The sequence below is a fragment of the Pseudomonas chlororaphis genome, from assembly GCF_001921865.1.
GTDB lineage: Bacteria > Pseudomonadota > Gammaproteobacteria > Pseudomonadales > Pseudomonadaceae > Aquipseudomonas > Aquipseudomonas chlororaphis_D.
Map to the genome: position 1 here is coordinate 182512 of NZ_MSCT01000020.1, position 21456 is coordinate 203967.

A 21456-nucleotide genomic window follows, 5' to 3' on the forward strand; every position below is an offset into this window, starting at 1 on the left:
ATTTGAAGGAAACCTGCGAATAGAGTTGGTATTACCGAGTTAACAACCAAACAAACACACCAACTTCAGGAATCTTTGAAGTGTTCCACCTTACTACACCATCGCCTTAACAGTGCCTCTATCGTCCGTTCACAAGCCATTGGCAATCGAAAAGAAATATTATTCTGCTGTTGAGCCAACTGTTCAAAAATATCTTTTTGCTCGATCGGCGCGGAATCTGGAAGGACATACCCCTTTCCTTTTTTATTTAACTCCGCCTCATTCCGAACAGACTTCTCATAACCGGCCCTGACCACAGCTAGAACTGCATGATCGAGCTTTGGATGTTCAAGAACATGAGCACATTTATTTCTCAGTTCACCTAACGAGGCTAACACCTCATAGATCCAGGCTGGAAAAGTGTCGCCATACATCCCTTTCAACAGCAAACACTTTGTACGATAGCTCAAATTGGCCGATGCTAATGCAGCAGGATCCCGCAACTCAACCTGTATAAGCTTATAAACTATTTCCTCAATTATAAGATGCGCATTCAAGACATAAATTGTCAGATCTGACGACGGTATCAGCTTGATAAAAACCTTCTCAAAGTACTCTTGCTGCCCAGACTCTTTTAAAAAACCAAGTAAAGACTTTGATAACATATCCATCCAACCATAAAAATGGTTTATCTCACACAAGATAATCCATCTGTGACATTTTCTTTTTAATTCCCACCATCGGAAAGGAGCTTCCCTTTCTTACAAACTCACTCACCTTGGAACAACAATCGGTATCACCAACGGTGTCGGCCCCGCCGGCGGCATCATCATTCCCTCGCTCTTCACCACCGTCACTCCGCGCTGCTTGATGGTCTCGTACACCCGCTCCGTCGCCGCCGTATCGTGATAGCCGCCGTCATCGATCATCACGCTCAGCGCGCTCTGGCGGCGTGGTTCGATCAGTTGCACTTGATTGGTCCGGAAGTACGAATCCAGGGCGACCTTGCTCAGGGTCGACAAGTCGACCCGCAAGATGTCGGTGTACTTCAGCGCCGTGGCGTCCCAGCCCTGGACGTAGAGCTCGTCCCGGGTCAGGGCGAAAGTGCAGAAGTGGTAGGTTCCGGTGGTAGAGCCTGGGGTGGAGATCAGCAGCGAGCAGCGACCGTGTTGCAGGATCGGTCCCTTGATGTCCGGGAAGTCTTTGCTGACTTGAGTCGCGAACTGCGCGCGGTCGTAATAAATGGTGGCCCTGTCATAGGGCGTGGTGTTGCAGCCTGACAGCAGAACGGTCGCACCGATCAACAGGCTGGCACAAAGGTTACGCATGGATCACTCCAGGGAAGGTCTATCGATTCGGTTGTGGCCGGCCAACTCAGCGGGCCTGGTGGTCAGGGGTTCTATTCTTGTTGCGCACGTACAACACCGCCCCGCCAGTGGGCGATGCGCCACGGGTTTCCAGATCAAACCATTTGCTCTGGCTGCGAATCAGGCCACTGAGCTTGGTGTGGCCGTAAAGCCGGGAGTCGAACGCGGGGCGCAGCTTGCTGATGGTGGTGCCCAACATGGCCAGCGGTGCCCAGCCATCTTCTTCGGCGATGTCATCGAGAATCTTGGCGATGAACTCCACCGGCACCTTTGCCGAGCGATTGGAGGATGACGCAGCGGGCTGTTTACCCGCCTCTTCGGCAGGCTCGGCGGTTGCCGGGGCCTTGTCGCCCTGGGCAGCGGGCTCAGCGACCTCCTGGGCTCGGAGAATCTCGGTGTAGATAAACTTGTCACAGGCCTTGACGAAAGGTTCGGGCGTTTTCGCTTCGCCGAAGCCGTACACCGTCATCCCTTCCTCGCGCAAGCGCCCGGCCAGGCGCGTGAAGTCGCTGTCGCTGGACACCAGGCAGAAACCGTCGAAGCGCCGGGTGTAAAGCAGGTCCATGGCGTCGATGATCAACGAGCTATCGGTGGCGTTCTTGCCCTTGGTGTAGGCGAACTGCTGGATGGGCTGGATCGAATGCTCCAGCATCAGCTTCTTCCATCCGCTCAGTTGCGGCCCGGTCCAGTCGCCGTACATGCGCTTCACACTGGCGATGCCGTACTTGGCGATCTCCTCGAACAGCGCTTCGACAATCGACGCCTGCGCGTTGTCGGCGTCGATCAGCACGGCGAGGTGTTTTTGCTGGTTCGAGTGCGTGGACTTGGTGGCCATGGTTCATCCTTGAGGGCTGGCGGCTGGGGGTAGAACGTCTTCCTTAACGAGCATGAAAGCCTGGGCTGCAACGGACTGGAAGCGCCGTTAGCATTGGACTGCGGGGGAAAGCTACTATTTTGCCATCCTATCGTCCACCGCCGGCTAGCCGGCATTCCCTTACACTCGCCCATTGCCCATTTGAACGAGCCCTGAAGATGACCAAAGGCGTTTGCATCATCGAGTGCGTCTGTGAAGACGATCCCGGATCAGAAGGAAAGGTCCTCAAGGAAATATTCAATCTGATGCAGGTCAAATCCAAATTGATCCGCGTGAGATCGATTAAACAGCTTCTCAAAGCCCTGGCCCAGACTGAAATGACCCATGTGCATATAGCGACCCATGGCGCGGTGACGAAGAACAAGCGCTTCGTAGGTTGGTGGACGCATGACGGTGAAGGTTCGCATGCGAAGCTGCGAGAGAACGCCATATCGCTCAAAGGCACCACTGTCGTCAGCACTGCCTGTCAATCAGGCTCACGAACGTTTGCCAGGCTCCTCACCCAAGAGCTTGGCTGCAAAAACTATATAGCCCCAACAGGCTCGCCCAGCTTCCATAGCGCCGCCTTGTTTGCGCACATCTACTATCACAAGCTTTTCAAGACCAAGAAGACCGTACGAAAGGCATTTGTTTCTTATGCTAAGCGCTACAGGAACCCACATGAATTCACCTTGTTCAAAGGCTCCAGCCAGTCGCCCGCCAAAAAGAAGTAGCCCTGAAACCCCGCGCGAGGATGAGTGCGCCTCTTTCGTCTCGTACTGACAAAACTTCTACATCCTCTGCGATATGATCCGGCTCAATTTTTCCGAAACCTTAACGCATGCAACCAGCGCCTCCAGCGACACTCATACTTCCCCCCGTATTGGCCGGCCCGCTACTGCGCCGCCTGGAACCCACGCGGCTGGTGCTGTGGCTGGTAGGCTCGCGGGCGTTGAAGCTGACGCTGCGTGTGCAAGCAGGGAGCAACGCGCCAATCCGCGACTACCCACTCACGGCCGAGCAATGCCAGGTGATCCCGGTAGGGCAACAGGCCGTTATCCACCTGATCGACCTGCCGCTGGACAGCGCCCTACCCTACGATGTGCGTATCGACTACGACCTGCTATTGGAGAATGCCGACGGCTCTTGCTCGGGCATCGCCGACTGGGCGCCGCACTTGCTCTATGGGCAAAAGCGCCAGCCGGATTTCGTCCTGCACAGCCGCATCGACAGCCTGCTCCATGGCTCCTGCCGCAAGCCTCATCACCCCGCCAATGACGGTTTGCTCTGTGTCGACCGCCTGCTGGCGCAAACGCCCGAGCCCGGGCAGCGCCCGGCGCTGTTGATGATGAGCGGCGACCAGGTGTACGCCGACGACGTCGCCGGGCCGATGTTGCGGGCGATTCATGCCTTGATCGAGCGCCTGGGGCTGTTCGGCGAACAGTTGGACGGTGCCGTGGTGGCCGACAGCGAGGCGCTCTATCGCCACCCCGCCAGCTACTACCGGCGCGCGGAACTGCTGCCGGCGCTCAAGAGCAACGAAACCCTGCGCGAGCGCTTCTTCGGTGGGGTGAAAAAACCGATTTTCACCAGCAGCAGCGCCGACAACCACCTGGTGACGTTCGCCGAAGTGCTGGCCATGTATCTGTTGGTCTGGTCGCCCGTGCCCTGGACGCTGATCGATCTGCAGCCGCCGCAACTGACGCCCGAGCAGCAAGCGCGCTACGCCAAGGAACAGCAGCGCATCGACGCGTTCGTGGGCGGCCTGGACGGCGTGGCACGGGTCTTTGCCCACCTGTCGAGCCTGATGATCTTCGACGACCACGACATCACCGACGACTGGAACCTCAGCGCCCAGTGGGAAGAAACCGCCTACGGTCATCCGTTTTCCAAGCGCATCATCGGCAACGCACTGATCGCCTACCTGCTCTGCCAGGGCTGGGGCAACAACCCCGATGCCTTCGCCGCGCCCCTGCAACACACCCGCGCCTTGAGCGCCGAAGCCCAGGGCGATGCGCTCAACCTGGACAAGACCGCCCAGGACACCCTGATCGACGAACTGCTGCGCTTCCAGCAATGGCAATACACGCTGCCCACCACCCCGGCGCTGGTGGTACTGGACACCCGCACCCGGCGCTGGCGCAGCGAATTCGACCTCGGCCAGCCTTCCGGCCTGCTGGACTGGGAAGCCCTGAGCGAGCTGCAACACGAACTGCTAGACCACCCCTCGGCAATCATCGTTTCACCGGCGCCGGTGTTCGGCGTCAAGCTGATCGAGACGGTACAGAAGGTCTTCAGCTGGTGCGGCTACCCGTTGCTGGTGGACGCGGAAAACTGGATGGCCCACCGCGGCGCGGCCCAGGTGATCCTGAATATCTTCCGCCACTCGCGCACCCCGGGTAACTACGTGATCCTCTCCGGCGACGTGCATTACTCCTTTGTCTACGAAGTGCTGATCCGCCATCGCACAGGCGGGCCGAAGATCTGGCAGATCACCAGCAGCGGGATCAAGAACGAATTCCCGCCGACCCTGCTGGAATGGTTCGACCGCCTCAACCGCTGGCTCTACTCGCCGCGCTCGCCGCTCAACTGGTTCACCCGCCGCCGCCTGATGCGCGTGGTGCCCTACAGCCCCGAACACCGCGAAGCCGGCGAACGGCTATGGAACTCGGCCGGCATCGGCCAGGTGTTCTTCAACGACCAAGGGCAACCGCAGGCGATCTACCAGCACAACGCCAACGGCAGGGAGAAAACCCGGATGCTGGCGCCGGATAAGGACTGATCCCTATACCCGCACCGCCAACCGGAATTTTCATACTGACCCACGCACTTTATTTCGTTTGCGCCCCTACCCCGCTCCCGGCTTAGATGGCCCGCATGTTCCAGGCACACAGAGCCCTTAGTCCATGAGCAGCGAAAGCATCAGCCAGTCGATTTCCATCGTTCATCCCGTGCGCCTGAGCCATGGCGTGAATGCCGAGGTGTGGGACGAGGACGGTACGCGTTACATCGATTTCGTCGGGGGGATCGGCGTGCTCAACCTGGGGCACTGCCACCCGCGGGTGGTGGCGGCGATCCAGCAGCAGGCCGCGCGGCTGACCCATTACGCCTTCAATGCCGCGCCCCATGGGCCTTATATCGAGTTCATGGAGCGGCTGGCGCGCTTCATGCCCTTGAGTTACCCGGTCAGCGGCATGCTCACCAACAGCGGCGCGGAGGCCGCGGAGAATGCCTTGAAGATCGTTCGCGGCGCTACCGGGCGCACGGCGGTGATCGCGTTCGACGGCGGCTTCCACGGGCGCACCCTGGCCACCCTCAACCTCAATGGCAAGGTCGCCCCCTACAAGCAGAAAGTCGGCGTGTTGCCCGGCCCGGTGTATCACCTGCCCTACCCGAGCGCGGACAACGGGGTGACCTGCGAGGACGCGCTGAAGGCCATGGAGCGCTTGTTCAGCGTCGAGATCGATGTGGCGGAAGTGGCTTGTTTCATCGTCGAGCCGGTGCAGGGCGAGGCCGGTTTCCTGGCCCTGGATACGGCCTTCGCCCAGGCCCTGCGACGCTTCTGCGACGACAAGGGCATCTTGCTGATCGCCGACGAGATCCAGTCCGGTTTCGGCCGTACCGGCCAGCGCTTCGCCTTCTCGCGCCTGGGGATCGAGCCAGACCTGATCCTGCTGGGCAAGAGCATCGGCGGCGGGGTGCCGCTGGGCGCGGTGCTCGGGCGCAAGGCGCTGCTGGACAACCTGCCCAAGGGCGGCCTGGGCGGCACCTACTCGGGCAACCCCATTGCCTGCGCCGCGGCCATGGCGACCCTGGACGAGATGAGCGACCACAACCTGCAGACCTGGGGCGAACGCCAGGAGCAGGCCATCGTCAGCCGCTACCAGCGCTGGCGGGAGGAGCGCCTGACGCCTTACCTCGGGCGCCTGACCGGCGTCGGCGCCATGCGCGGCATCGAGCTGGTCAAGGCCGACGGCTCGCCGGCCCCGGAGCAGCTCGGCGCCTTGCTCAGCGCCGCGCGCAATGCCGGCCTGCTGCTGATGCCCAGCGGCAAGTCGCGGCACATCATTCGTTTGCTGGCGCCGCTGACCATCGAGCCGCGGGTGCTGGAAGAAGGGCTGGATATTCTCGAGGGCTGCCTGGCGCGGCTGGCATAACGCCGCGCGTTTGCACACAGGCCGTTCTCGATGGACACTGGCGCGCCTCATGCCATCGACAAGGAAGCGCGACATGCAGTCCCCCCGCGACACCGAGCGGCCCACGGCCGCCCGCTCAGCGAACTTCGGCCACGACGAGCAAGACTCATGAAGCAGTACATTCCCTTTGTGCTGGTGTACCTGCTGCTGATGCCGCTGTACTACGGGATGAAACCTTACCCGCTGAGGAAGTGGACGGGCCTGGCCCTGGGCCTCGCCGGGCTGCTGTGGATCCTGTTCTTGCCCCCCATGCTGGGCGATATCGATACCGGGCTGGCCGCCGTAGCGCCAGTGGCCATGGGCAGCGCGCTGTTTTTCAGCCGGCGCCGCTACCAGGGCCGCGCCTGAGGCGCTACAGGCCGAACACCCGCCGCGCGTTGCCGTGCAGGAACTTGTCCTGCACCGGCTCCGGCAATTCCAGGGCCTTGACCTGCCGTAGGCATTTATCGAGCGGCAACTGCGGGAAGTTGCTGCCGAACAGCACCTTGTCCTGGCCGTAAGTGCGCATGAAGTGCAGCAGTTGCGGCGGGTAATAGGCCGGCAGGTAGGCCGAGGTGTCGATGTAGACGTTGTCGTGTTTCCAGGCCAGGCCGATCATCTCGTCGGTCCAGGGGTGGCCGATATGCCCGGCGACGATGCGCAGTTCCGGGAAATCCAGCGCCACCTCATCCAGATACGGCACCGGCCGCCCGGTTTCCGACGGCATCAGCGGCCCGGTATGGCCAACCTGGGTGCAGAAGGCAATGCCCAGCTCCACGCACTTGGCGTACAGCGGGTAATACAGCCGGTGGTTGGGCGGCAACTTCCACAGCCAGGGCACAATGCGCAGGGCCTTGCAGCCCAGCTCGCCGACCGCCCGCTCCAGCTCGGCCAGCGCCGCCATCGGCCGGCTCAGGTCCACCGTGGCCACGCCGACGAAACGCTCGGGATAGGCGCGGGTAAACGCGGCGATCTCATCGTTGCTGAACACCCAGCGTTCCGGCCGGCACCAGGCGGCGAGCATGAGCTTTTCCACCCCAGCCTGGTCCATCAGCTCGACGGTCTGCTCGATGCTCAGCGGCCGGTCCAGTAAATGCGCGGAACCGGATTTCTCGAACAACCGCACCACCTCCGGCAACAGCTGCCGCGCGCGGCCGTTGGCCGGTTGTGCCCATGCGTCGATCGCACCGTTCATTGGCGGCTCCTCCCAGTGATCCCGGCTCGGGAAACGAGGGTTCACGCTACGCCCTGCCCCGCCACCCGACAATGTTCGCAGCGCTCACCGGCATTGACCGATCAGCTCCCGGTCTTGACCTTGCTCCAGGCCCGGGTGCGGATCCGTTCCATCTTCAGCGGCAGCGGTTCCAGCGGGAACAGCGTGGCCAGCACCTCCCTGGACGGATAGACCCCGCGGTTGTCGCGGATCTTCTGCTCCACCAGCGCCGTGGCGTCCTTGTTGGCGTTGGGATAACCCAGGTAATCGGACGACTGGGCGATCACTTCCGGACGCAGCAGGTAGTCGATGAATTTCAGGCCGTCCTGCGGGTGCGGCGCGTCCTTGAGCAGCACCAGGTTTTCCACCCAGACCGGCCCGCCTTCGCGGGGAATGCTGTAGATCAACCGGCGCCCGTTGCCGGCCTTCTGCGAGGCGACCTGGGCGTCGAACACCCCGCCGCTCCAACCCACCACCACGCAGATGTTGCCATTGGCCAGGTCGGTGATGAATTTCGACGAATCGAAGTAGCGGATGTACGGCCGGACCTTGAGCAGCAAGGCCTCGGCCTTCTTGTAGTCCTCGGGGTCCTGGCTGTTGTAGGGCAGGCCCAGGTAATGCAGGGCGATGGGGATGATTTCCCCCGGCGCATCGAGCATGGCCACGCCGCACTGGCTGAGCTTGGCCAGGTTTTCTTCCTTGAAGATCAGGTCCCAGGAGTCCACCGCGGCCTGGTCGCCGAGCAGCGCCTTGACCTTGTCGGCGTCGTAGCCAATGCCCGTGGTGCCCCACAAGTAAGGCGCGGCGAAGCGGTTGCCGGGGTCGTTGCTCTGCACCTTGGCCAGCATTTCGGGGTCCAGGTGCGACCAGTTGCCCAACTGGCCGCGGTCCAGTTCCTGGAGCACCCCGGCCTTGATCAGGTTCGGCAACAGGTCGCTGCTGGCCACCACCACGTCATAGCCGCTACGCCCGGCCATCAGCTTGCTTTGCATCACGTCGCTGTTGTCGAAGGTGTCTTGCAACACACCGATACCGGTTTCCTTGTGGAACTGCCCGGGCGTGTCCGGGGCGATGTAGTCGTACCAGTTGTAGAAGTGCACGCTCGACTCGGCGGCCTGGGCCAGGGCGCACGACAAGAGCAAGGCCAGGGCCAGGGGGAAACGGCGGATAGCGTTCATCTGAAGACTCCGAGCGTTGGCGCGCACCCTGGGGGCGCACACCTCGCCTGCTGATTATGGATTGTTATGGCAGGGCCGAAAGCGGCGGATAGACAGCGTGGGATTCAAGGTTTCTGGGTTTCAAGGGCTCAGGGAATCAACAACTCGCGACGCCCGTCGGGGTATTCCACTTGCTCGCCGGGCAGTTGCAGGCGCCGGTCGCGCAGGTAGTCGTAATCGCGGCGCGCGGCCTGAAGCTGGGCCAGGTCGAGTTCCACCACCTTCCGGCATTCGTCGCGGCCGGCCTCGAACAGCAGCCGTCCGAAGGGGTCGACCGCCGCGCTGGCGCCGGCGAACACCAGGTCGTCGGAGCCGTTGCCGACGCGGTTCACCATCACCGCGAAGGCCTGGTTCTCCTGGGCCCGGGCCATGATCGCGGTGCGGTGCACCGGACCGTAGGGGTCCATGTTGCCGTTGCTCACCAGGATCAGCTCGGCGCCCAGCTGGCCGAGGGCGCGGGCGCTCTCCGGCAGCTCGATGTCGTAGCAGATCAGCAGGCCGATCCGGATGCCCCGCCACAGCACGGTGGCATAGCGGTCGCCGGGCTGGAACACGCCGCGCTCGTCGGGCCACAGGTGGGTCTTGCGGTAGCGGCTCGCCACCCCTTCGGGGGTCACCAGCAACGAGGTGTTGTAGTAGCCGTCGGGGGCGCGTTCGGCGATGCCGACCACCGCCGCGACGTTCTTCGCGCGCACCGCCCGCAGCACCGCCTGGATACTCGGCCCATCCACGGGTTCGGCGACCGTGGCCAGTTGCTGCAGAGAGGCGAAACCGCTGATCTGGGTTTCCGGAAACACCAACAGGTCGACGTCGTCGCCGCAATCGGCGATGGCCCGCAGGACCCGGTCGAGGTTGTAGGCCGTGTCGCCGTCGCGGCCCGCCAGTTGCATCAGTTCGATCTTCATCACATGTCCTTGGAAGTGTCGGCCGCTTGCCGAACGTCGCACGCACGGCGCCCACCGGCCCTGGAGGCGAGTATGGAGAAGGCCGGCGCGCACGGTAATCACTTCAATGGAGTACCCCGTCGGGGTTAGCCGGCGGGGCGATGCAGCATCGACAGGGGCGAAGGGCTCAGGCGTTGCCCAGGGCGGAGCGTACAGTTGCGGCCTTCAGCGCGCGCCAGGTCCAGAGCGCGCTGCACAGGTCCGGCAGGGCCAGCAGCAACAGCACCGGCGGCACCAGACCGGCGACGACGAAGGCGGCGAAGAACAGCGGCACCGACAAGCGGATGGCCACGGTCAGGGCCATGAACTCGCGCCGCTCGGTGTAGCCGGCCCACACGTAATAGACGCCCAGGTACAGCGCCAGCTGGCCCATCACGCGGATCCACACCTCGTCGGTCAGGGCAAAGCCGAACAACGGCAGCAGCAGGTTCGGCGCCAGCACCAGCGCGGCGCCCAGCAGCAACATGTACAGGCCAAACACAAATACGCTCTTGCCCGCGGGGCTCATGGTTTCACTCCTTGTGTGGGTGGGGTCAGGCGATAGGCCTCGGTGTCGAAGTAACGGGTCTGCCGGCGGAATTGCCAGCTGAACCCCGGCCACAAGGCGACGTTGCGCCCGCTGTCGGGGTCGGTGTACCAGCTGCGGCAACTGCCGACGCTCCACACCGCGCCGCTCAACTGGCGGCCCAGGCGCTGGTTGAATTGCGCCTGGGCCGCGGGGTCGACGTCGAGGCTGGTCACGCCCAGGCGTTGCAGGGTGTCCAGCGCGCCGAGGATGTAGGCGATCTGCGATTCGATCATGTAGACGATGGAGTTGTGGCCCAGCCCGGTGTTGGGGCCCATCAGCAGGAACAGGTTGGGAAACCCGCTGACCGTGGTGCCCTTGTAGGCTTCGCTGCCTTGCTGCCAGGCGTCGACGATATCCACCCCGCCGCGGCCCAGGATCATCCCCGCCGGGAACGGCATGCGCGCCTTGAACCCGGTGCCGAAGATCAGCGCATCCAGGGCATGGCGCTGGCCGTCGACGGTGATCAGCGCGTCTTCGGTGATTTCCCGGATGCCGCTGGTGACCAGCCGCGTATTGGCCTGGACCAGGGCCGGAAAGTAATCGTTGGACAGCAGGATGCGCTTGCAGCCGATGCTGTAGCCCGGGGTCAGGCGCCGGCGCAGTTCCGGGTCCTTGACCTGGCGCCGCAGCAGATTGAGCGCCAGCCATTTGTGCAAGGTCATCAGCCGCGGGTTGAACACAAAACCGAACACCCGGGTTTCATGGGCGCTGTAGATCAGCCCGCGCAACAGCCGCTGCACCAGGGGGAAACGCCGCAGCAGGCCCTTGGAAGCGGCGGAAAAGGCCCGATCCGGCTTGGGAATGATCCACGGCGCGGTGCGCTGGAACACCGCCAGGCTGGCCACTCGCGGCTGGATCTGCGGCACGAACTGGATCGCCGAGGCCCCCGTGCCGATCACCCCGACCCGCTTGCCGGCCAGCTCGTACTCATGATCCCAGCGCTGGGAGTGGAAGACCCGGCCCTTGAAGCGTTCCAGCCCCGGCAGTTGGGGGTAATCCGGGGTCGACAGGGCCCCGGTGCCGGCCACCACCACCTGGGCCAGGCGCACCCCGCCGCGGGCGTCCGTGACCTGCCACAGGGCGCGTTCTTCGAGCCAGCGCAAACCGCTGACCCGGGTGTCGAAACAGCAATGTTGCAGCACCTGGTACTTGTCGGCGCAGTGCTTCAAGTAGTCGCGGATCTCCGGCTGCGGCGAGTAGCGCCGCGACCAGTCGGGGTTGGGCTCGAAGGAAAACGAATAGAGGTGGGAGGGAATGTCGCAGGCGCAGCCGGGGTACTGGTTGACCCACCAGGTGCCGCCGACGCCGGCTTCCTGTTCGAGGATCAGGAAGTCCCGCTCGCCGCGCTGGCGCAGGTTGATCGCCATGCCGATGCCGGAGAACCCGGCGCCGATGATCAACACCCGATAGACCCGCGCCGGATCGGCCTGCTCCTGAAGTAGCGCACTCATGTTCCTGACTCCTGACGGCAAGAACGCCGGGCGCGACTGTCCGCAGCGCATGCCCGGCTGTTTATTTTAAACCCCTGTGGATCGAGGGCGGGCCGCGAGTCGGCCCTGGCGGCTAGACCGATTCGGCGTGCTGGGCGGAGGTCCGCCGGGCGAGATTTTCCAGGGCCTGCGGGTCGAGTTCGGCGGCAATCACCAGGGCTTGCCGGCGCAGGGTCTGCAACGCCGTGCGGCGGCCGAACAAACCGGTGAAGTGCATGAACATGCGAACCCCGAAGCCCAGCGCATCGCCCCGGTGCCGCGGCACCAGGTGCAGGTGGGCATGGGGAATGTGCTGGTTGGTGGCCTTGCCGTCGTTGACGATCAGGTGCGTGCCCTCGACGCCGAAACCGGCGCGCCGCTGGGCGGCCAGCAGGGTGTCGAACACCTGGTACAGGTGCTGGCGCACCGGCGCGGACAGTTGTTCGAGTTTCTCCACATGGGTCAGCGGGATCAGCAGCACATGGCCCTGCCCCAGCGGATGTACGTCCATGAAAGCCATGCAATGGGTGTCGCGATAGACCAGGGCGCTGGGCAAGTCGCCGGCCGCGATCTGGCAGAAAATACAGGTCATCCGTGAGTCCTCGATAGGTGTCTGGCCGTCGTGCGCTGTAAATGTAGCTCACGTCGCCCGCCGAGGTTCGGCGCAAGTTGTTACCGGACGTCGCGCGAACATCCGCGCCAGCAGCCAGCGGTCGCGCAGGTAAGGCTTGTTGGCCAGCAGCGCCGCCAGCCGCGGCAGGTTGACGAAGGGCACCCCGGGGTAGATGTGATGCTCGACGTGGTAGTTGATATTGGCCCACAGCAGGCCGATCAACCGGCCGGTGACGGTCACGGTGTTTTTCGCCAGGTCCAGGCGCTGCGGGTCGTCGACCCCCAGGGTGGCCATGGGAAAGTGCTCATAGCCGCGGGAAATCGGGTTGATCACCAGTGCCAGCAACAGCAGCGGCACGATGAAGATCAGCACGAATGGCAACATCAGGCCTTGGCTGTAGCACCAGGCGCCGATCGCCGCCATCGACAGCAGGTTGAACCCCAGCTCGCGCAGCACCCGGTTGCGCACCGCCTTGCCGTAGCGCACCAGGGAGAAGTAGATGAAGCGCGGCACGAACACGGCGATGCGCGGGAACATCCACTTCACCCCGGCGGTGTAGTTCCAGTCGTCGGGGTCCTTCTCCGGGTCGCCCAGGTAGCGGTGATGGTATTTGTGGCACTCGGTGAAGGAGGAAAACGGGAACACGATGAACCAGGCCATGAAGCGCCCGACCCACAGGTTCAGCGCCGCCGAACGAAAGCCGTTGGCATGCCCGCAATCGTGTTGCAGCACGGTGAAGGCGTGCAGCTGATTGCCCAGCACCAGCACCGCCAGCGCCTGACCCCAGGGGTTGTCGCCCAGCAGGATGTACAGCGCCGCCGCGCACCAGACCAGCACGTGCAGCGCCGACCAGAGCACGAACTTCAGCGGTTGCGGCTGCATCAGGGCCTGCAACTGGGCCTGGCGCTCGGGGTCGACCCGCAGTTCGGCGCGCTTGGCCAGCCGCAGCTCGTCTTCGGCGGCGTGATGGGTTGAATGACTCATGAATGGACCTTCCTCTGTCTGTATCGCTAATCGACTTGCAGGCGCACGTCGTCCGTCACCGGATAACCCACGCATAACAAGGCCTGGCCCCGGCTCAGCTCGTCCGCCGACAGGCCATGGTCTTCACGCATGCGGACCTGCCCGGCCAGCCGGGTGCAGACGCAAGCGGTGCAGAAACCGCTGCGGCAGGAAAACGGCGGCTGGATGCCGCTGGCCAGCGCCGCGTCGAGCAGGCTCTGCCCCGGCGCGACGCTGAAGGTATAGGCCTGGCCCTGCATCACCAGCTCCACGCGTTTGGCCGTATCGCCGCTGGCCGTCGGTGCCTTGGCCGGGGTGAACCGCTCCTGATGCACGCGCTCCGGGGCGATGCCCAGGGCCTCCAGCGCGGCGCTGACCTCGTCCATCATTCCGCTGGGGCCGCAGCTGTAGTACTCGCGGGCCTGGGGCCCGGGCAGCGCGCCGAGAATCTCCAGCAGCCGCTCGCGGGTCAGGCGCCCTTCGCCGGCGCCCGGGGTGTCCGGCCGCGACAGCACATGCACCAGCTGCAAGCGCTCGCCGAAGGTCCGCCGCAGTTGCTCCAGCTTGTCGCCGAAGATCACCGACTGGCGGTTGCGGTTGCCGTAGATCAGCGACACCTGCGCGTCCGGCTCGAAGTGCAGCGCCGACTTGAGGATCGAGAAGATCGGCGTGATCCCGCTGCCCGCCGCCAGCAGCACCAGATGCCGCCCTCCACCCGGCTGCGGGGCGAAGGTGAAGCGGCCGTGGGTGCCCAGGGTCTGCACCGCGTCGCCGGCGCTGAGTTCCTGCACCAGGCGGTTGGAAACCTTGCCCCCGGCCACGCGCTTGACGGTGATCGACAGGGTCTTGTCCAGCCCTGGCGTGCTGCTGATGGAGTAGGCTCGGCAGCCCTTGGCGCCGTCGACGTCGACCTCCAGCGTCAGGTACTGGCCGGCGCTGTAGCGGACTTTGCGCAGCAGCGGCTGCTTGAGGTGAATGGTCACCGCGTCGTCGGTTTCCCGTTCGATGGCGGCGACTTTCAAGGTCAGGGGTCGGTTCATGGCTGGCCCAGGGCGCTGCGCGCAGGTTGTGGTTCGTGGGCGTGGTGCGGGGTGGCGTGGCGGCCCTGGTGCGCGCGCTCATGGGCGGCGATGGGCGCCGGCAGCACCCGGTATTGCAGCAGGCGGACTTTCTCCGCGTGGCTCAAGGGCTGCCACCAGTCCAGCTTGTCCGCCAGGGTGTCGAAGCGGCGCAGCATCAGCAGCACGAACAGGTCGAACACGCTGAGGTCGCGAAACACCATGGAGCCCGCGGCCGCCAGCTCCGGCTTGAGCCGCTCGAACAGCGCCGGGCTCTCCGACCAGTGGCCGATGGCCCAGTGATGGTGGCAGGCGTGGTAACCCTCGTTGAAGATATTGACCGGGGTTTCCAGCAGGGTGACGGTGTTGTACATCCAGTCCCTGGGGTCTTCCTGGCCGCCGTAGAAGGCATGCTGGCTCCAGTGGATCACGCCCATCAGGAAGTTGCTCGCGCACCAGGGCACCAGCATGTACAGCACGGCGATCGGCAGGCTGTAGAACGCCAGCGCGACGAACAGCCCGACGTGCACCAGGTTGCCCATGACCATGGCCCGGGCCTGGCGGCGTTTGCTCTTGCTCTTGAAGTACAGCCAGGGCGAGACCATGAACTGCTGGTACATCACCTCGCGCACCATGTACACGGCGAAATCCCAGGCACTGGCATGGTCGTAGCGCGCGGTGGCGTAGACGTCCAGCGGCCCGGCATTCTCCCGGTGATGCTGTTGCAGGTGCGCCGCCGCGTGGGGGATCAGGCCCATGGGGATAGCGAAAAACATGTACAGGAAGGAGTTGCCGACCCAGCGATCGAGCAGGCTGGAACGCTTGAAGATGCCGCCGGGCACATGCCCCTCCTGATGCATGGCGCTGAAGGAACGGACGAAACCGCGAATGTTCGGCCCGTAGACGAAGGCATAGAACAGCAGCACCAGCAGCCAGGAAATTTCCTTGAGCCACAGTTGGGCGATGAACACCGGCCCGGCGGTCAGCCCCAGGCTGATGGCGGCGGCAAGGATCGGCTCGTCCCGCGGGTCCTTGAGCAGCCGGTCGGCCAGCGGTTGCAGCAGGCGGTGATAACTCGCCACCAGCCAGCCGCCCAGGGCGCGCATCCCCGGCAGCCGCGACAGCAGCCAGCGCCCGGCCTGCAAGGTGCACGACAGGGCCAGGATCACCGCGATGGCCAGGGTGTTGAACACCAGCAGCAGACTGAACAGAGGAACGGCGAGACAGTGAAACCCGCGACCGACATTGGCCGGCCGCTGCGGATACAGAAAATCGCTACTCATGCTTCTACTCCATTAGGCATGTTGCCGAGGTCGGAGCGACGCGCAGGCGCCGGCTCCGGTCGCGGTAGCAGGCGAATCAGGCGCCGTAGGACTCGCGCAGGAACTGCGCCAGCAACGGCGTGGCGGCGCTGCGGGAGATCGGGTGGAAGCAGATCGCCCGGGAGGCCGCCAACAGATAGGCCACTTCGTCGGAAGCAATGAAGGCCATGCCGCCCAACAACTCGACGCAAAGGTTGGTCGAACGCTCCACCGCTGCCTGCACCAGGAAGCGCGTGCACAGCGCCTTGTTGTAGGTGTTCATCGGCGCATCCTGCTGCGCCTGCAACTCGCCGGCGGTGCCGAGCAGCGCCTGATGAGCGCCTTCCAGCTCGATGCACAGCTGGGCCACTTGCGCCGGATCGGCGAAGGGTTTGCGCAGCAGCCGCTCGACCAGGGCCGAGGCCACGCCCAGGTAGCTGCCGCCGACCATCAGCTGGAACCAGCTCAGGCCGTTGAGCGAGGTTTCCATGGCGGTGGCGGCCACCTCTTCGCTGTCCGCGCCGTCGGCCAGGAGCATGCGCTCGCTGGGCACGAACACACCGTTGAACACCAGCGCGTTGCTGTCGGTGGCGCGCAGTACCGTGGCGCTCCAGAACGGCTCGCGGACGATCTCGCTGCCGTCGGCGAAGACCACGGCAAAGCCCTGGCTGACGCTGCCGTCGGTCTGCTCGCAAGCGACGCCGACCACGATCACGTCCATGTGGTGGCTCATGGTGCAGGGCTTCTTGCTGCCGTCGAGGACGAACCCGCCCTCCACCGGCCGCGCCTTGACGCTGGCGTTGAAAATCTCCGAACCCGGCTTGCCCTCGGCGAACGCCGAGGCGATCAGCAGCTGGTTCTGGGTGATGCCCCACAGCAGTTCTTCCGCCGCCGGGATCAACCCGCCCAACTGCACGATGGTGGCGATGGTGTGGTGGTGCATGGTCATCATCACCGCCAGGGACGGGCACAGCGAGCCGATGGCGCGCAGGATCTCCACGGTTTCCTCCGGCGAGGCGCCGAGGCCGCCGTAGCTCTCGGGGATGATCAGGCCGGCGGCGCGGTAGTCGCGAAACAACCCGCAGAGCAGCGCCGGGTCGGCTTGCTCCAGGGCCATCAGGCCGCGCTCGCGCAGGGCTTCGAGCAAGCCTGGCAGGTATTTCTCGGTGGCGTTGCGGGCGTTGTGCATCGACATGCTGTGGACTCCTTTCTCGTGGTCGGGGTTAACCGGCTTTCTCGATCAACTGCTCCGCCGCGGGGGCGAAACCGAAGGCTCGGGCCAGGTCGAAGATCGCTTCGGCATCGGCCAGCGGCGGACGCTTGCCGATGCTGTAGTCGCGCCGCAGGCCGGCCATGGTCAGGACCATGGTTTCGGCCAGGCAACTGAAGGTCACGCCGACGGGCAGGCCGGTAAGGTTCTGCTGGCCGAAGCGCTGGCTGCGGTCGGGCAAGTGGATCAGCCCGCCTTCGATCACCGTGACGTCCGGGCGCAGTTCCAGGGTGGCGTGGCCGATGTCCGGCGGTTGCGCGCAGTCGCAGATGATCGCGTTGTGGTGCAGGGCCAGCGGGTCGATGAACGCCGAGCCGTTGGAGGTGGCCGAGAGCACGGTTTCCAGGCGCGGCAGCCAGTGGCCCAGGTCCGCGGTGATCACCAGCGGCGGCTGTACCTGCGGCTTGCCCTGGGCCAGGGCGTCGACGCTGTCGAACAGCGCGCGCAATTGCCCCTCGTCGGCCAGGTCGCGGTCCAGCAACTGCTCGACGCTGGCCAGGCTCGGCAACAGCAGCACCAGGCTCTTGGCGATGCCGCTGCTGTGGCCGCCCTGGATCTGCAGCAAGGCGTCGCGGTACAGCTCGCCGGCCACCAGCCGCAACTCGTCCATGGCCCCGCGATTGGCCGCGTTGCCGAGCAATACCAGGTGTTCGCAGAAGCGCCCCAGGCGCAGGCTGGCCAGGCGCCCCACCGAACCGTAGGCGCCGATCACCCCGGTCAGGCGCTTGGCCAGCGGCGCGCCGCGGTTGGCGCAGGTGGTCAGCAGCGCATCGACGCCGACCATGGCCGTCAGGCTGTTGCCGGTGGTGGTGTGGAAACGCTCGTTGACGACATCCGCGCCGGCGCTGGAAATCACCGAGGTGTAGGCCCCCAGGCCGACGAAATCCACCTCCAGCCCGGCGACGCTGTCCAGGTAGTTGGCCAGCAGCTTGCGCCGCTTGCCCAGGCTCAGGCGCATCAGGTCGCGCGGTTGCAGCAGGCTGCCGACCAGCCAGCCTTCGACGTAGTCGCCGGCATCGTTGTAGATCCGCCGCGCGTGATAGGACACGCCGGCGTCGAGGTCAGGCTTGGCCCATTCGGAGAAGTCGTCGAGCCAGCCCTGCATGAAGGTTTTTTCCGCCGCCGACAGCCCCAGGCCGTCCACCACGCTGTCGCCGTTGACGCTCTCGGCGGTGGTCGGGTGCAGCAGGAAAGCGAAGCGCCCCAGGCAGCGGCCGCCGTTGCGCGGCTTGCCGGACGCGATCCAGGGGCTCAGGGCGCCGCGCGGGCCGGCGTAACCGTGGGCTTCGAGGATCAGGCGGTGTTGCTGGTCGTTGACCACCAGCTCGGCCACCGCCTTCAGGCCTTCGAGCAGCACGTCGATGTCGGCGCGCTCGATGCACAGCGGCGGCTGGATGCGCAGCACGTTGCCCTCGGTCAGGGTCGGCAGGCAGTACACCCCGTGGCGGGTTTTCAGGTAGCCGCAGACGATCGGCACCAGGGCCCCGAAGGCGCTGGCCAGGGACAGGGTATACAGGCGCTCGCCGCTCCAGCGACGGAACTTCAGGCCAAGCATCAGACCGCGGCCGTCGAGGCTCTCGAACACCGCCGGGTAGTCCCGCACCAGGCGCTCCAGCCCGGCGTACAGGTAGGCGCCCTGCTCCGCCGCGTGCTTGAGCTGGGCGCCGTCGTTGGCCGTCAGTTGCTCGAGCACGGCCAGGCCGATGGCGGCGCTGAAGCCGTTCACGGCGAAGGTCGAGCTGTGGTGGCGATCGAAATCGCGGCTCCAGCACTGCTCGCCGTAGATGCATGCGCCGATGGCCGCCACGCCGCCGCCCAGGGCCTTGGCCAGCAGCACCACGTCCGGCGTCAGGCCGTGGGCGCTGGCGGCGAACAACTCACCGGTGCGGCCCAGGCCGGTCTGGATTTCATCGAGGACGAACAGCGTGCCGTAGCGACGGCAGAGGCTCTGCGCTGCCAGCAGGTAACCCGGCGGCGGCGTGACCATGCCCGCCTCGCCCTGCACCGCCTCGACGAAAAAGGCCGCGGCGCGCCGAGTTTTCAGCAGCTCTTCGAGGGCCTCCAGGTCGCCATAGGGCACATGGCTGAAACCGTCGGCGCGGATCTGGAACGGCTCGCGGTACGTCGCCTTGCCGGTGACCCCGACCGCGCCCTGGGTCTTGCCGTGGAAACCGGTCAGGGTGCCGATCACCAGCTCGCGCTGGGTCGCGGCGCGGCACAGCTTGATCGCCGCCTCGACGCTCTCGGCGCCGCTGGTGGTGAAGGTCACTTTCGAGTGGCTGCCCGGCGCCAGCTCGATCAAGCGCCGCGCCAGCTCTTCGGCACCGGGGTTGATCAGCGGCTGGATCAGCGAGGCCTGGCCGCTGGCGAGAAACCGCTGGATCGCCTCGGTGACCGGCGCCGCGCCATAACCGAAAGGCACCGCGCCGAACTGGCCGACGAAGTCGATCAGGGTCTGGCCGCTGGCGGTTTCGATGCGGGTGCCCTGGGCGCGGACCACGGTCTCGTTGAGGCCGACGAACTCCAGCAGTTCCTGGCGGGTGATATTGAGCAACGAATCAGCCATGGCGAGCCGCCCCCGCGCCAAGCGCGCCCTGGTTGATGACCCCGTACAGGTGCTGGCTGACCTTGCTCACGGTGTCGTGCAAGTAGGCCAGCTCAGGGTCCAGGGAGACGCCGAAACGGTCCTCGAATTCGGCGGACAGGCCGACGATCAATACCGAGTCGACGCCCATTTCATGGAACGAACGCTCGACGTCCAGCGACCCGGAATCGATCTCCAGCAGGCTGGCCAGGGTTTCGGTCACGGCAAAGGTTATTTCGTCTATGTGCACAGTCGCCTCCCAGCGTATTCCGCTTCCTTTGCATGGCCGTTGGCCGGCGTCACCGCGAGCTGAAACCGCGAGATGAGCGCGTGGACAGGCGTCTTGATGCAAACGCGTTTTGAGTGTGGATGCCCCACCTGAGCGGGCCATTTGCTACACCCAAATGCTCGGCGCGATGGGCCCCGCGCTCAATACTCCGTAAGGAGTAGCGGCGGCCGGCTCGGTGTCATGGGAGAGCACCTGCGTACTTGATCGCGACGCACCTTCTGTAGCCGCTGCCAAGCCTTGGCGAGGCTGCGAAAGGACCGAAGGTCCTCCGGCGCTCTGCGTCCCTTTTTAAGGAAATTCCTATTCTCCCCATGCTTCGGCGATGGCCAGGATGGCCTGTTACATAAGCAAGGATGATTTGTATGCCCACACGCTATCCGCAGCCCTGCCGACCGGCACCACTCAACAAGCCGCTAGAAAGGAAGGGAATTAAATGCAGAAGAAAAGCAGCCTATCGGAATACACCGAGGCGGAATTCATCGAGCTAATACAGGCGATTGGAAGCTGCAAGACAGAGCAAGAACGGGATGAACTGCTTGATCGCTGGGATCAACTTGCCCCACACCCAGCAGGCACTGATCTGCTGTACTACCCCGAGCCAGGATCTGATGACTCACCAGAAGGCATTACCCAAACCGTGAAGGCGTGGCGAGCAGCCAATGGTCTTCCAGGTTTCAAGGAGACTCACCAAAGCAAATAAGCCACAACAGTAGCCGCTACCGAGCCTGCGATCGGCCGGGGTCGTGTTCGACACGAAGGTCCTCCGGCGGATTCAAGATTTCTGCGCCCCCTACGGGGTCGTACGCAGCCTCGCAGGCTCGGCAGCGGCTACAGGTTTAGCGTCGGCCGTTGGGTCCGGATTCAAACCACCGCCCCGTCTCCCCGCCTGGCCGATCCATCGAGCAACGCGTCCACCACCGCCCGGGCCATCTCTACCGAATGGATCATCGACCAGATCAGGCCGCGCTCGACGCCGCTGGCCCGCTCGGTGATTTCGTCGGACACCTCTTCCGCCGCCTTGAGCAGGATCGACACATGCACCAACGCCTCCTCGGCGCTGATGCCTTCGCGTACGGAAAACAGCGAATCGCGGCTCACGGCGCCACCTGCCGTGGGGCCCAACGACTGCAACAGAACCACCGCCCCTGAGCCATTGGCCAAGGCATGCAGGATCGTCTTGTTCGTCAGGTCATGCTCTGGATTGCGACAAGCAGAGGAGAGAGAAACCGGTGGATCGGGGACGAGCTTTTTCATGGTGGATCCTCTTGGAATGGAGCCACCACCGACCGCTGCTAAACGAATGAGGGTGGCGGCTGTACGCGGGTTAGCAGACCGGTCCAAGAATCCCGGCGCACCCAAGGGCGCCCCACGCACAGCCGCCATGACAGCAACCGAAAAAGTTGCTTGAACTGACAGCGATACTTGCGTGACTTGGAAGCGAGCTGCTAAACCCGATCACCGAACATTCAGTGACAAGCCCGAGGCTAGACAGCGCCCTTCCCAGACACAAGCGGCCCGGAGTTTCTCGGAAAAGCCCTACGAAAGAAAGCGAAG

Annotated in this window: 21 protein-coding genes; 5 read left to right on the forward strand and 16 right to left on the reverse strand. The window is 64.3% G+C overall.

The genetic code is table 11. The features are described from left to right. Positions 1 to 65 precede the first annotated feature (65 nt). From BTN82_RS31225 to BTN82_RS23825, 3 genes are all read right to left on the reverse strand, one after another. Complete coding sequence (locus tag BTN82_RS31225) at positions 66 to 644, reverse strand: hypothetical protein (RefSeq protein ID WP_186828439.1); 579 nt, start codon at positions 642 to 644, stop codon at positions 66 to 68. Between the two features lie 108 nt (positions 645 to 752). After that, complete coding sequence (locus BTN82_RS23820) at positions 753 to 1307, reverse strand: hypothetical protein (RefSeq protein ID WP_075121532.1); 555 nt, start codon at positions 1305 to 1307, stop codon at positions 753 to 755. Between the two features lie 46 nt (positions 1308 to 1353). Next, the gene (locus BTN82_RS23825) at positions 1354 to 2181 is read right to left on the reverse strand and encodes an NYN domain-containing protein (RefSeq protein WP_075121533.1); all 828 of its coding nucleotides are present in this window, start codon (positions 2179 to 2181) and stop codon (positions 1354 to 1356) included. Between the two features lie 197 nt (positions 2182 to 2378). Here BTN82_RS23825 and BTN82_RS23830 point away from each other — a divergent pair, with 197 nt between their 5' ends. The 4 genes from BTN82_RS23830 (at position 2379) to BTN82_RS23845 (ending at position 6743) form a co-directional block, all read left to right on the forward strand. Continuing rightward, complete coding sequence (locus BTN82_RS23830; protein WP_075121534.1) at positions 2379 to 2933, forward strand: hypothetical protein; 555 nt, start codon at positions 2379 to 2381, stop codon at positions 2931 to 2933. Positions 2934 to 3040: 107 nt separating this feature from the next. Next, positions 3041 to 4981, forward strand: coding sequence for an alkaline phosphatase D family protein (locus BTN82_RS23835; protein WP_075121535.1), 1941 nt, complete (start codon positions 3041 to 3043; stop codon positions 4979 to 4981). Positions 4982 to 5105: 124 nt separating this feature from the next. Beyond that, on the forward strand, positions 5106 to 6356 hold the full coding sequence (locus BTN82_RS23840; protein WP_075121536.1) for an aspartate aminotransferase family protein: 1251 nt from the start codon (positions 5106 to 5108) through the stop codon (positions 6354 to 6356). 147 nt (positions 6357 to 6503) lie between these two features. Continuing rightward, the gene (locus tag BTN82_RS23845; protein ID WP_075121537.1) at positions 6504 to 6743 is read left to right on the forward strand and encodes a hypothetical protein; all 240 of its coding nucleotides are present in this window, start codon (positions 6504 to 6506) and stop codon (positions 6741 to 6743) included. Positions 6744 to 6747: 4 nt separating this feature from the next. Here the strand turns inward: BTN82_RS23845 and BTN82_RS23850 are convergent, their stop codons facing one another. The 12 genes from BTN82_RS23850 to BTN82_RS23905 all read right to left on the reverse strand — a co-directional run bounded on the left by BTN82_RS23850 (position 6748) and on the right by BTN82_RS23905 (position 19863). Continuing rightward, the gene (locus BTN82_RS23850; RefSeq protein ID WP_075121538.1) at positions 6748 to 7569 is read right to left on the reverse strand and encodes an amidohydrolase family protein; all 822 of its coding nucleotides are present in this window, start codon (positions 7567 to 7569) and stop codon (positions 6748 to 6750) included. Between the two features lie 101 nt (positions 7570 to 7670). Then, positions 7671 to 8765: a polyamine ABC transporter substrate-binding protein gene (locus BTN82_RS23855; RefSeq protein WP_075121539.1), complete on the reverse strand. Its 1095-nt coding sequence runs from the start codon at positions 8763 to 8765 to the stop codon at positions 7671 to 7673. A gap of 128 nt (positions 8766 to 8893) precedes the next feature. Beyond that, entirely contained in the window at positions 8894 to 9709 is an 816-nt protein-coding gene (locus BTN82_RS23860; RefSeq protein WP_075121540.1) for a carbon-nitrogen hydrolase family protein, read from the reverse strand. 166 nt (positions 9710 to 9875) lie between these two features. Next, entirely contained in the window at positions 9876 to 10256 is a 381-nt protein-coding gene (locus BTN82_RS23865; RefSeq protein ID WP_075121541.1) for a hypothetical protein, read from the reverse strand. Next, positions 10253 to 11767 carry a flavin-containing monooxygenase gene (locus BTN82_RS23870; protein ID WP_075121542.1) on the reverse strand — a complete coding sequence of 505 codons (1515 nt, stop codon included), beginning with the start codon at positions 11765 to 11767 and terminating at the stop codon, positions 10253 to 10255. The genes BTN82_RS23865 and BTN82_RS23870 overlap by 4 nt, the downstream gene beginning before the upstream one ends. Positions 11768 to 11879: 112 nt before the next feature. Further along, the gene (locus tag BTN82_RS23875) at positions 11880 to 12377 is read right to left on the reverse strand and encodes an HIT family protein (RefSeq protein WP_075121543.1); all 498 of its coding nucleotides are present in this window, start codon (positions 12375 to 12377) and stop codon (positions 11880 to 11882) included. Positions 12378 to 12425: 48 nt separating this feature from the next. Next, positions 12426 to 13382 carry a fatty acid desaturase family protein gene (locus tag BTN82_RS23880; RefSeq protein ID WP_075121544.1) on the reverse strand — a complete coding sequence of 319 codons (957 nt, stop codon included), beginning with the start codon at positions 13380 to 13382 and terminating at the stop codon, positions 12426 to 12428. Positions 13383 to 13408: 26 nt separating this feature from the next. Then, positions 13409 to 14440, reverse strand: a complete 1032-nt coding sequence (locus tag BTN82_RS23885) for a ferredoxin--NADP reductase (protein WP_075121545.1) — start codon at positions 14438 to 14440, stop codon at positions 13409 to 13411. Beyond that, on the reverse strand, positions 14437 to 15741 hold the full coding sequence (locus BTN82_RS23890) for a fatty acid desaturase (protein ID WP_075121546.1): 1305 nt from the start codon (positions 15739 to 15741) through the stop codon (positions 14437 to 14439). The genes BTN82_RS23885 and BTN82_RS23890 overlap by 4 nt, the downstream gene beginning before the upstream one ends. 76 nt (positions 15742 to 15817) lie before the next feature. After that, complete coding sequence (locus tag BTN82_RS23895; RefSeq protein WP_075121547.1) at positions 15818 to 16954, reverse strand: acyl-CoA dehydrogenase family protein; 1137 nt, start codon at positions 16952 to 16954, stop codon at positions 15818 to 15820. 28 nt (positions 16955 to 16982) lie between these two features. Beyond that, on the reverse strand, positions 16983 to 19595 hold the full coding sequence (locus tag BTN82_RS23900) for an aminotransferase class III-fold pyridoxal phosphate-dependent enzyme (RefSeq protein WP_075121548.1): 2613 nt from the start codon (positions 19593 to 19595) through the stop codon (positions 16983 to 16985). Further along, positions 19588 to 19863: an acyl carrier protein gene (locus tag BTN82_RS23905; protein ID WP_075121549.1), complete on the reverse strand. Its 276-nt coding sequence runs from the start codon at positions 19861 to 19863 to the stop codon at positions 19588 to 19590. Before BTN82_RS23905 ends, BTN82_RS23900 begins: the two co-directional genes overlap by 8 nt. Before the next feature lie 472 nt (positions 19864 to 20335). Here BTN82_RS23905 and BTN82_RS23910 point away from each other — a divergent pair, with 472 nt between their 5' ends. Beyond that, positions 20336 to 20602, forward strand: a complete 267-nt coding sequence (locus tag BTN82_RS23910; RefSeq protein WP_075121550.1) for a bacteriocin immunity protein — start codon at positions 20336 to 20338, stop codon at positions 20600 to 20602. A gap of 161 nt (positions 20603 to 20763) precedes the next feature. Here BTN82_RS23910 and BTN82_RS23915 read toward each other — a convergent pair whose 3' ends face one another. Further along, positions 20764 to 21156, reverse strand: coding sequence for a DUF6124 family protein (locus tag BTN82_RS23915; protein ID WP_075121551.1), 393 nt, complete (start codon positions 21154 to 21156; stop codon positions 20764 to 20766). Positions 21157 to 21456 lie beyond the last annotated feature (300 nt).

Bases quoted from the DNA above. Each gene is read 5' to 3' on its own strand.
- BTN82_RS23825 (WP_075121533.1), bottom strand. From the start codon at position 2,181: ATGGCCACCAAGTCCACGCACTCGAACCAGCAAAAACACCTCGCCGTG.
- BTN82_RS23855 (WP_075121539.1), bottom strand. From the start codon at position 8,765: ATGAACGCTATCCGCCGTTTCCCCCTGGCCCTGGCCTTGCTCTTGTCG.
- BTN82_RS23820 (WP_075121532.1), bottom strand. From the start codon at position 1,307: ATGCGTAACCTTTGTGCCAGCCTGTTGATCGGTGCGACCGTTCTGCTG.
- BTN82_RS23835 (WP_075121535.1), top strand. From the start codon at position 3,041: ATGCAACCAGCGCCTCCAGCGACACTCATACTTCCCCCCGTATTGGCC.
- BTN82_RS23860 (WP_075121540.1), bottom strand. From the start codon at position 9,709: ATGAAGATCGAACTGATGCAACTGGCGGGCCGCGACGGCGACACGGCC.
- BTN82_RS23850 (WP_075121538.1), bottom strand. From the start codon at position 7,569: ATGAACGGTGCGATCGACGCATGGGCACAACCGGCCAACGGCCGCGCG.
- BTN82_RS23900 (WP_075121548.1), bottom strand. From the start codon at position 19,595: ATGGCTGATTCGTTGCTCAATATCACCCGCCAGGAACTGCTGGAGTTC.
- BTN82_RS23870 (WP_075121542.1), bottom strand. From the start codon at position 11,767: ATGAGTGCGCTACTTCAGGAGCAGGCCGATCCGGCGCGGGTCTATCGG.
- BTN82_RS23895 (WP_075121547.1), bottom strand. From the start codon at position 16,954: ATGTCGATGCACAACGCCCGCAACGCCACCGAGAAATACCTGCCAGGC.
- BTN82_RS23830 (WP_075121534.1), top strand. From the start codon at position 2,379: ATGACCAAAGGCGTTTGCATCATCGAGTGCGTCTGTGAAGACGATCCC.
- BTN82_RS23910 (WP_075121550.1), top strand. From the start codon at position 20,336: ATGCAGAAGAAAAGCAGCCTATCGGAATACACCGAGGCGGAATTCATC.
- BTN82_RS23875 (WP_075121543.1), bottom strand. From the start codon at position 12,377: ATGACCTGTATTTTCTGCCAGATCGCGGCCGGCGACTTGCCCAGCGCC.
- BTN82_RS23840 (WP_075121536.1), top strand. From the start codon at position 5,106: ATGAGCAGCGAAAGCATCAGCCAGTCGATTTCCATCGTTCATCCCGTG.
- BTN82_RS23880 (WP_075121544.1), bottom strand. From the start codon at position 13,382: ATGAGTCATTCAACCCATCACGCCGCCGAAGACGAGCTGCGGCTGGCC.
- BTN82_RS31225 (WP_186828439.1), bottom strand. From the start codon at position 644: ATGTTATCAAAGTCTTTACTTGGTTTTTTAAAAGAGTCTGGGCAGCAA.
- BTN82_RS23865 (WP_075121541.1), bottom strand. From the start codon at position 10,256: ATGAGCCCCGCGGGCAAGAGCGTATTTGTGTTTGGCCTGTACATGTTG.
- BTN82_RS23915 (WP_075121551.1), bottom strand. From the start codon at position 21,156: ATGAAAAAGCTCGTCCCCGATCCACCGGTTTCTCTCTCCTCTGCTTGT.
- BTN82_RS23845 (WP_075121537.1), top strand. From the start codon at position 6,504: ATGAAGCAGTACATTCCCTTTGTGCTGGTGTACCTGCTGCTGATGCCG.
- BTN82_RS23890 (WP_075121546.1), bottom strand. From the start codon at position 15,741: ATGAGTAGCGATTTTCTGTATCCGCAGCGGCCGGCCAATGTCGGTCGC.
- BTN82_RS23885 (WP_075121545.1), bottom strand. From the start codon at position 14,440: ATGAACCGACCCCTGACCTTGAAAGTCGCCGCCATCGAACGGGAAACC.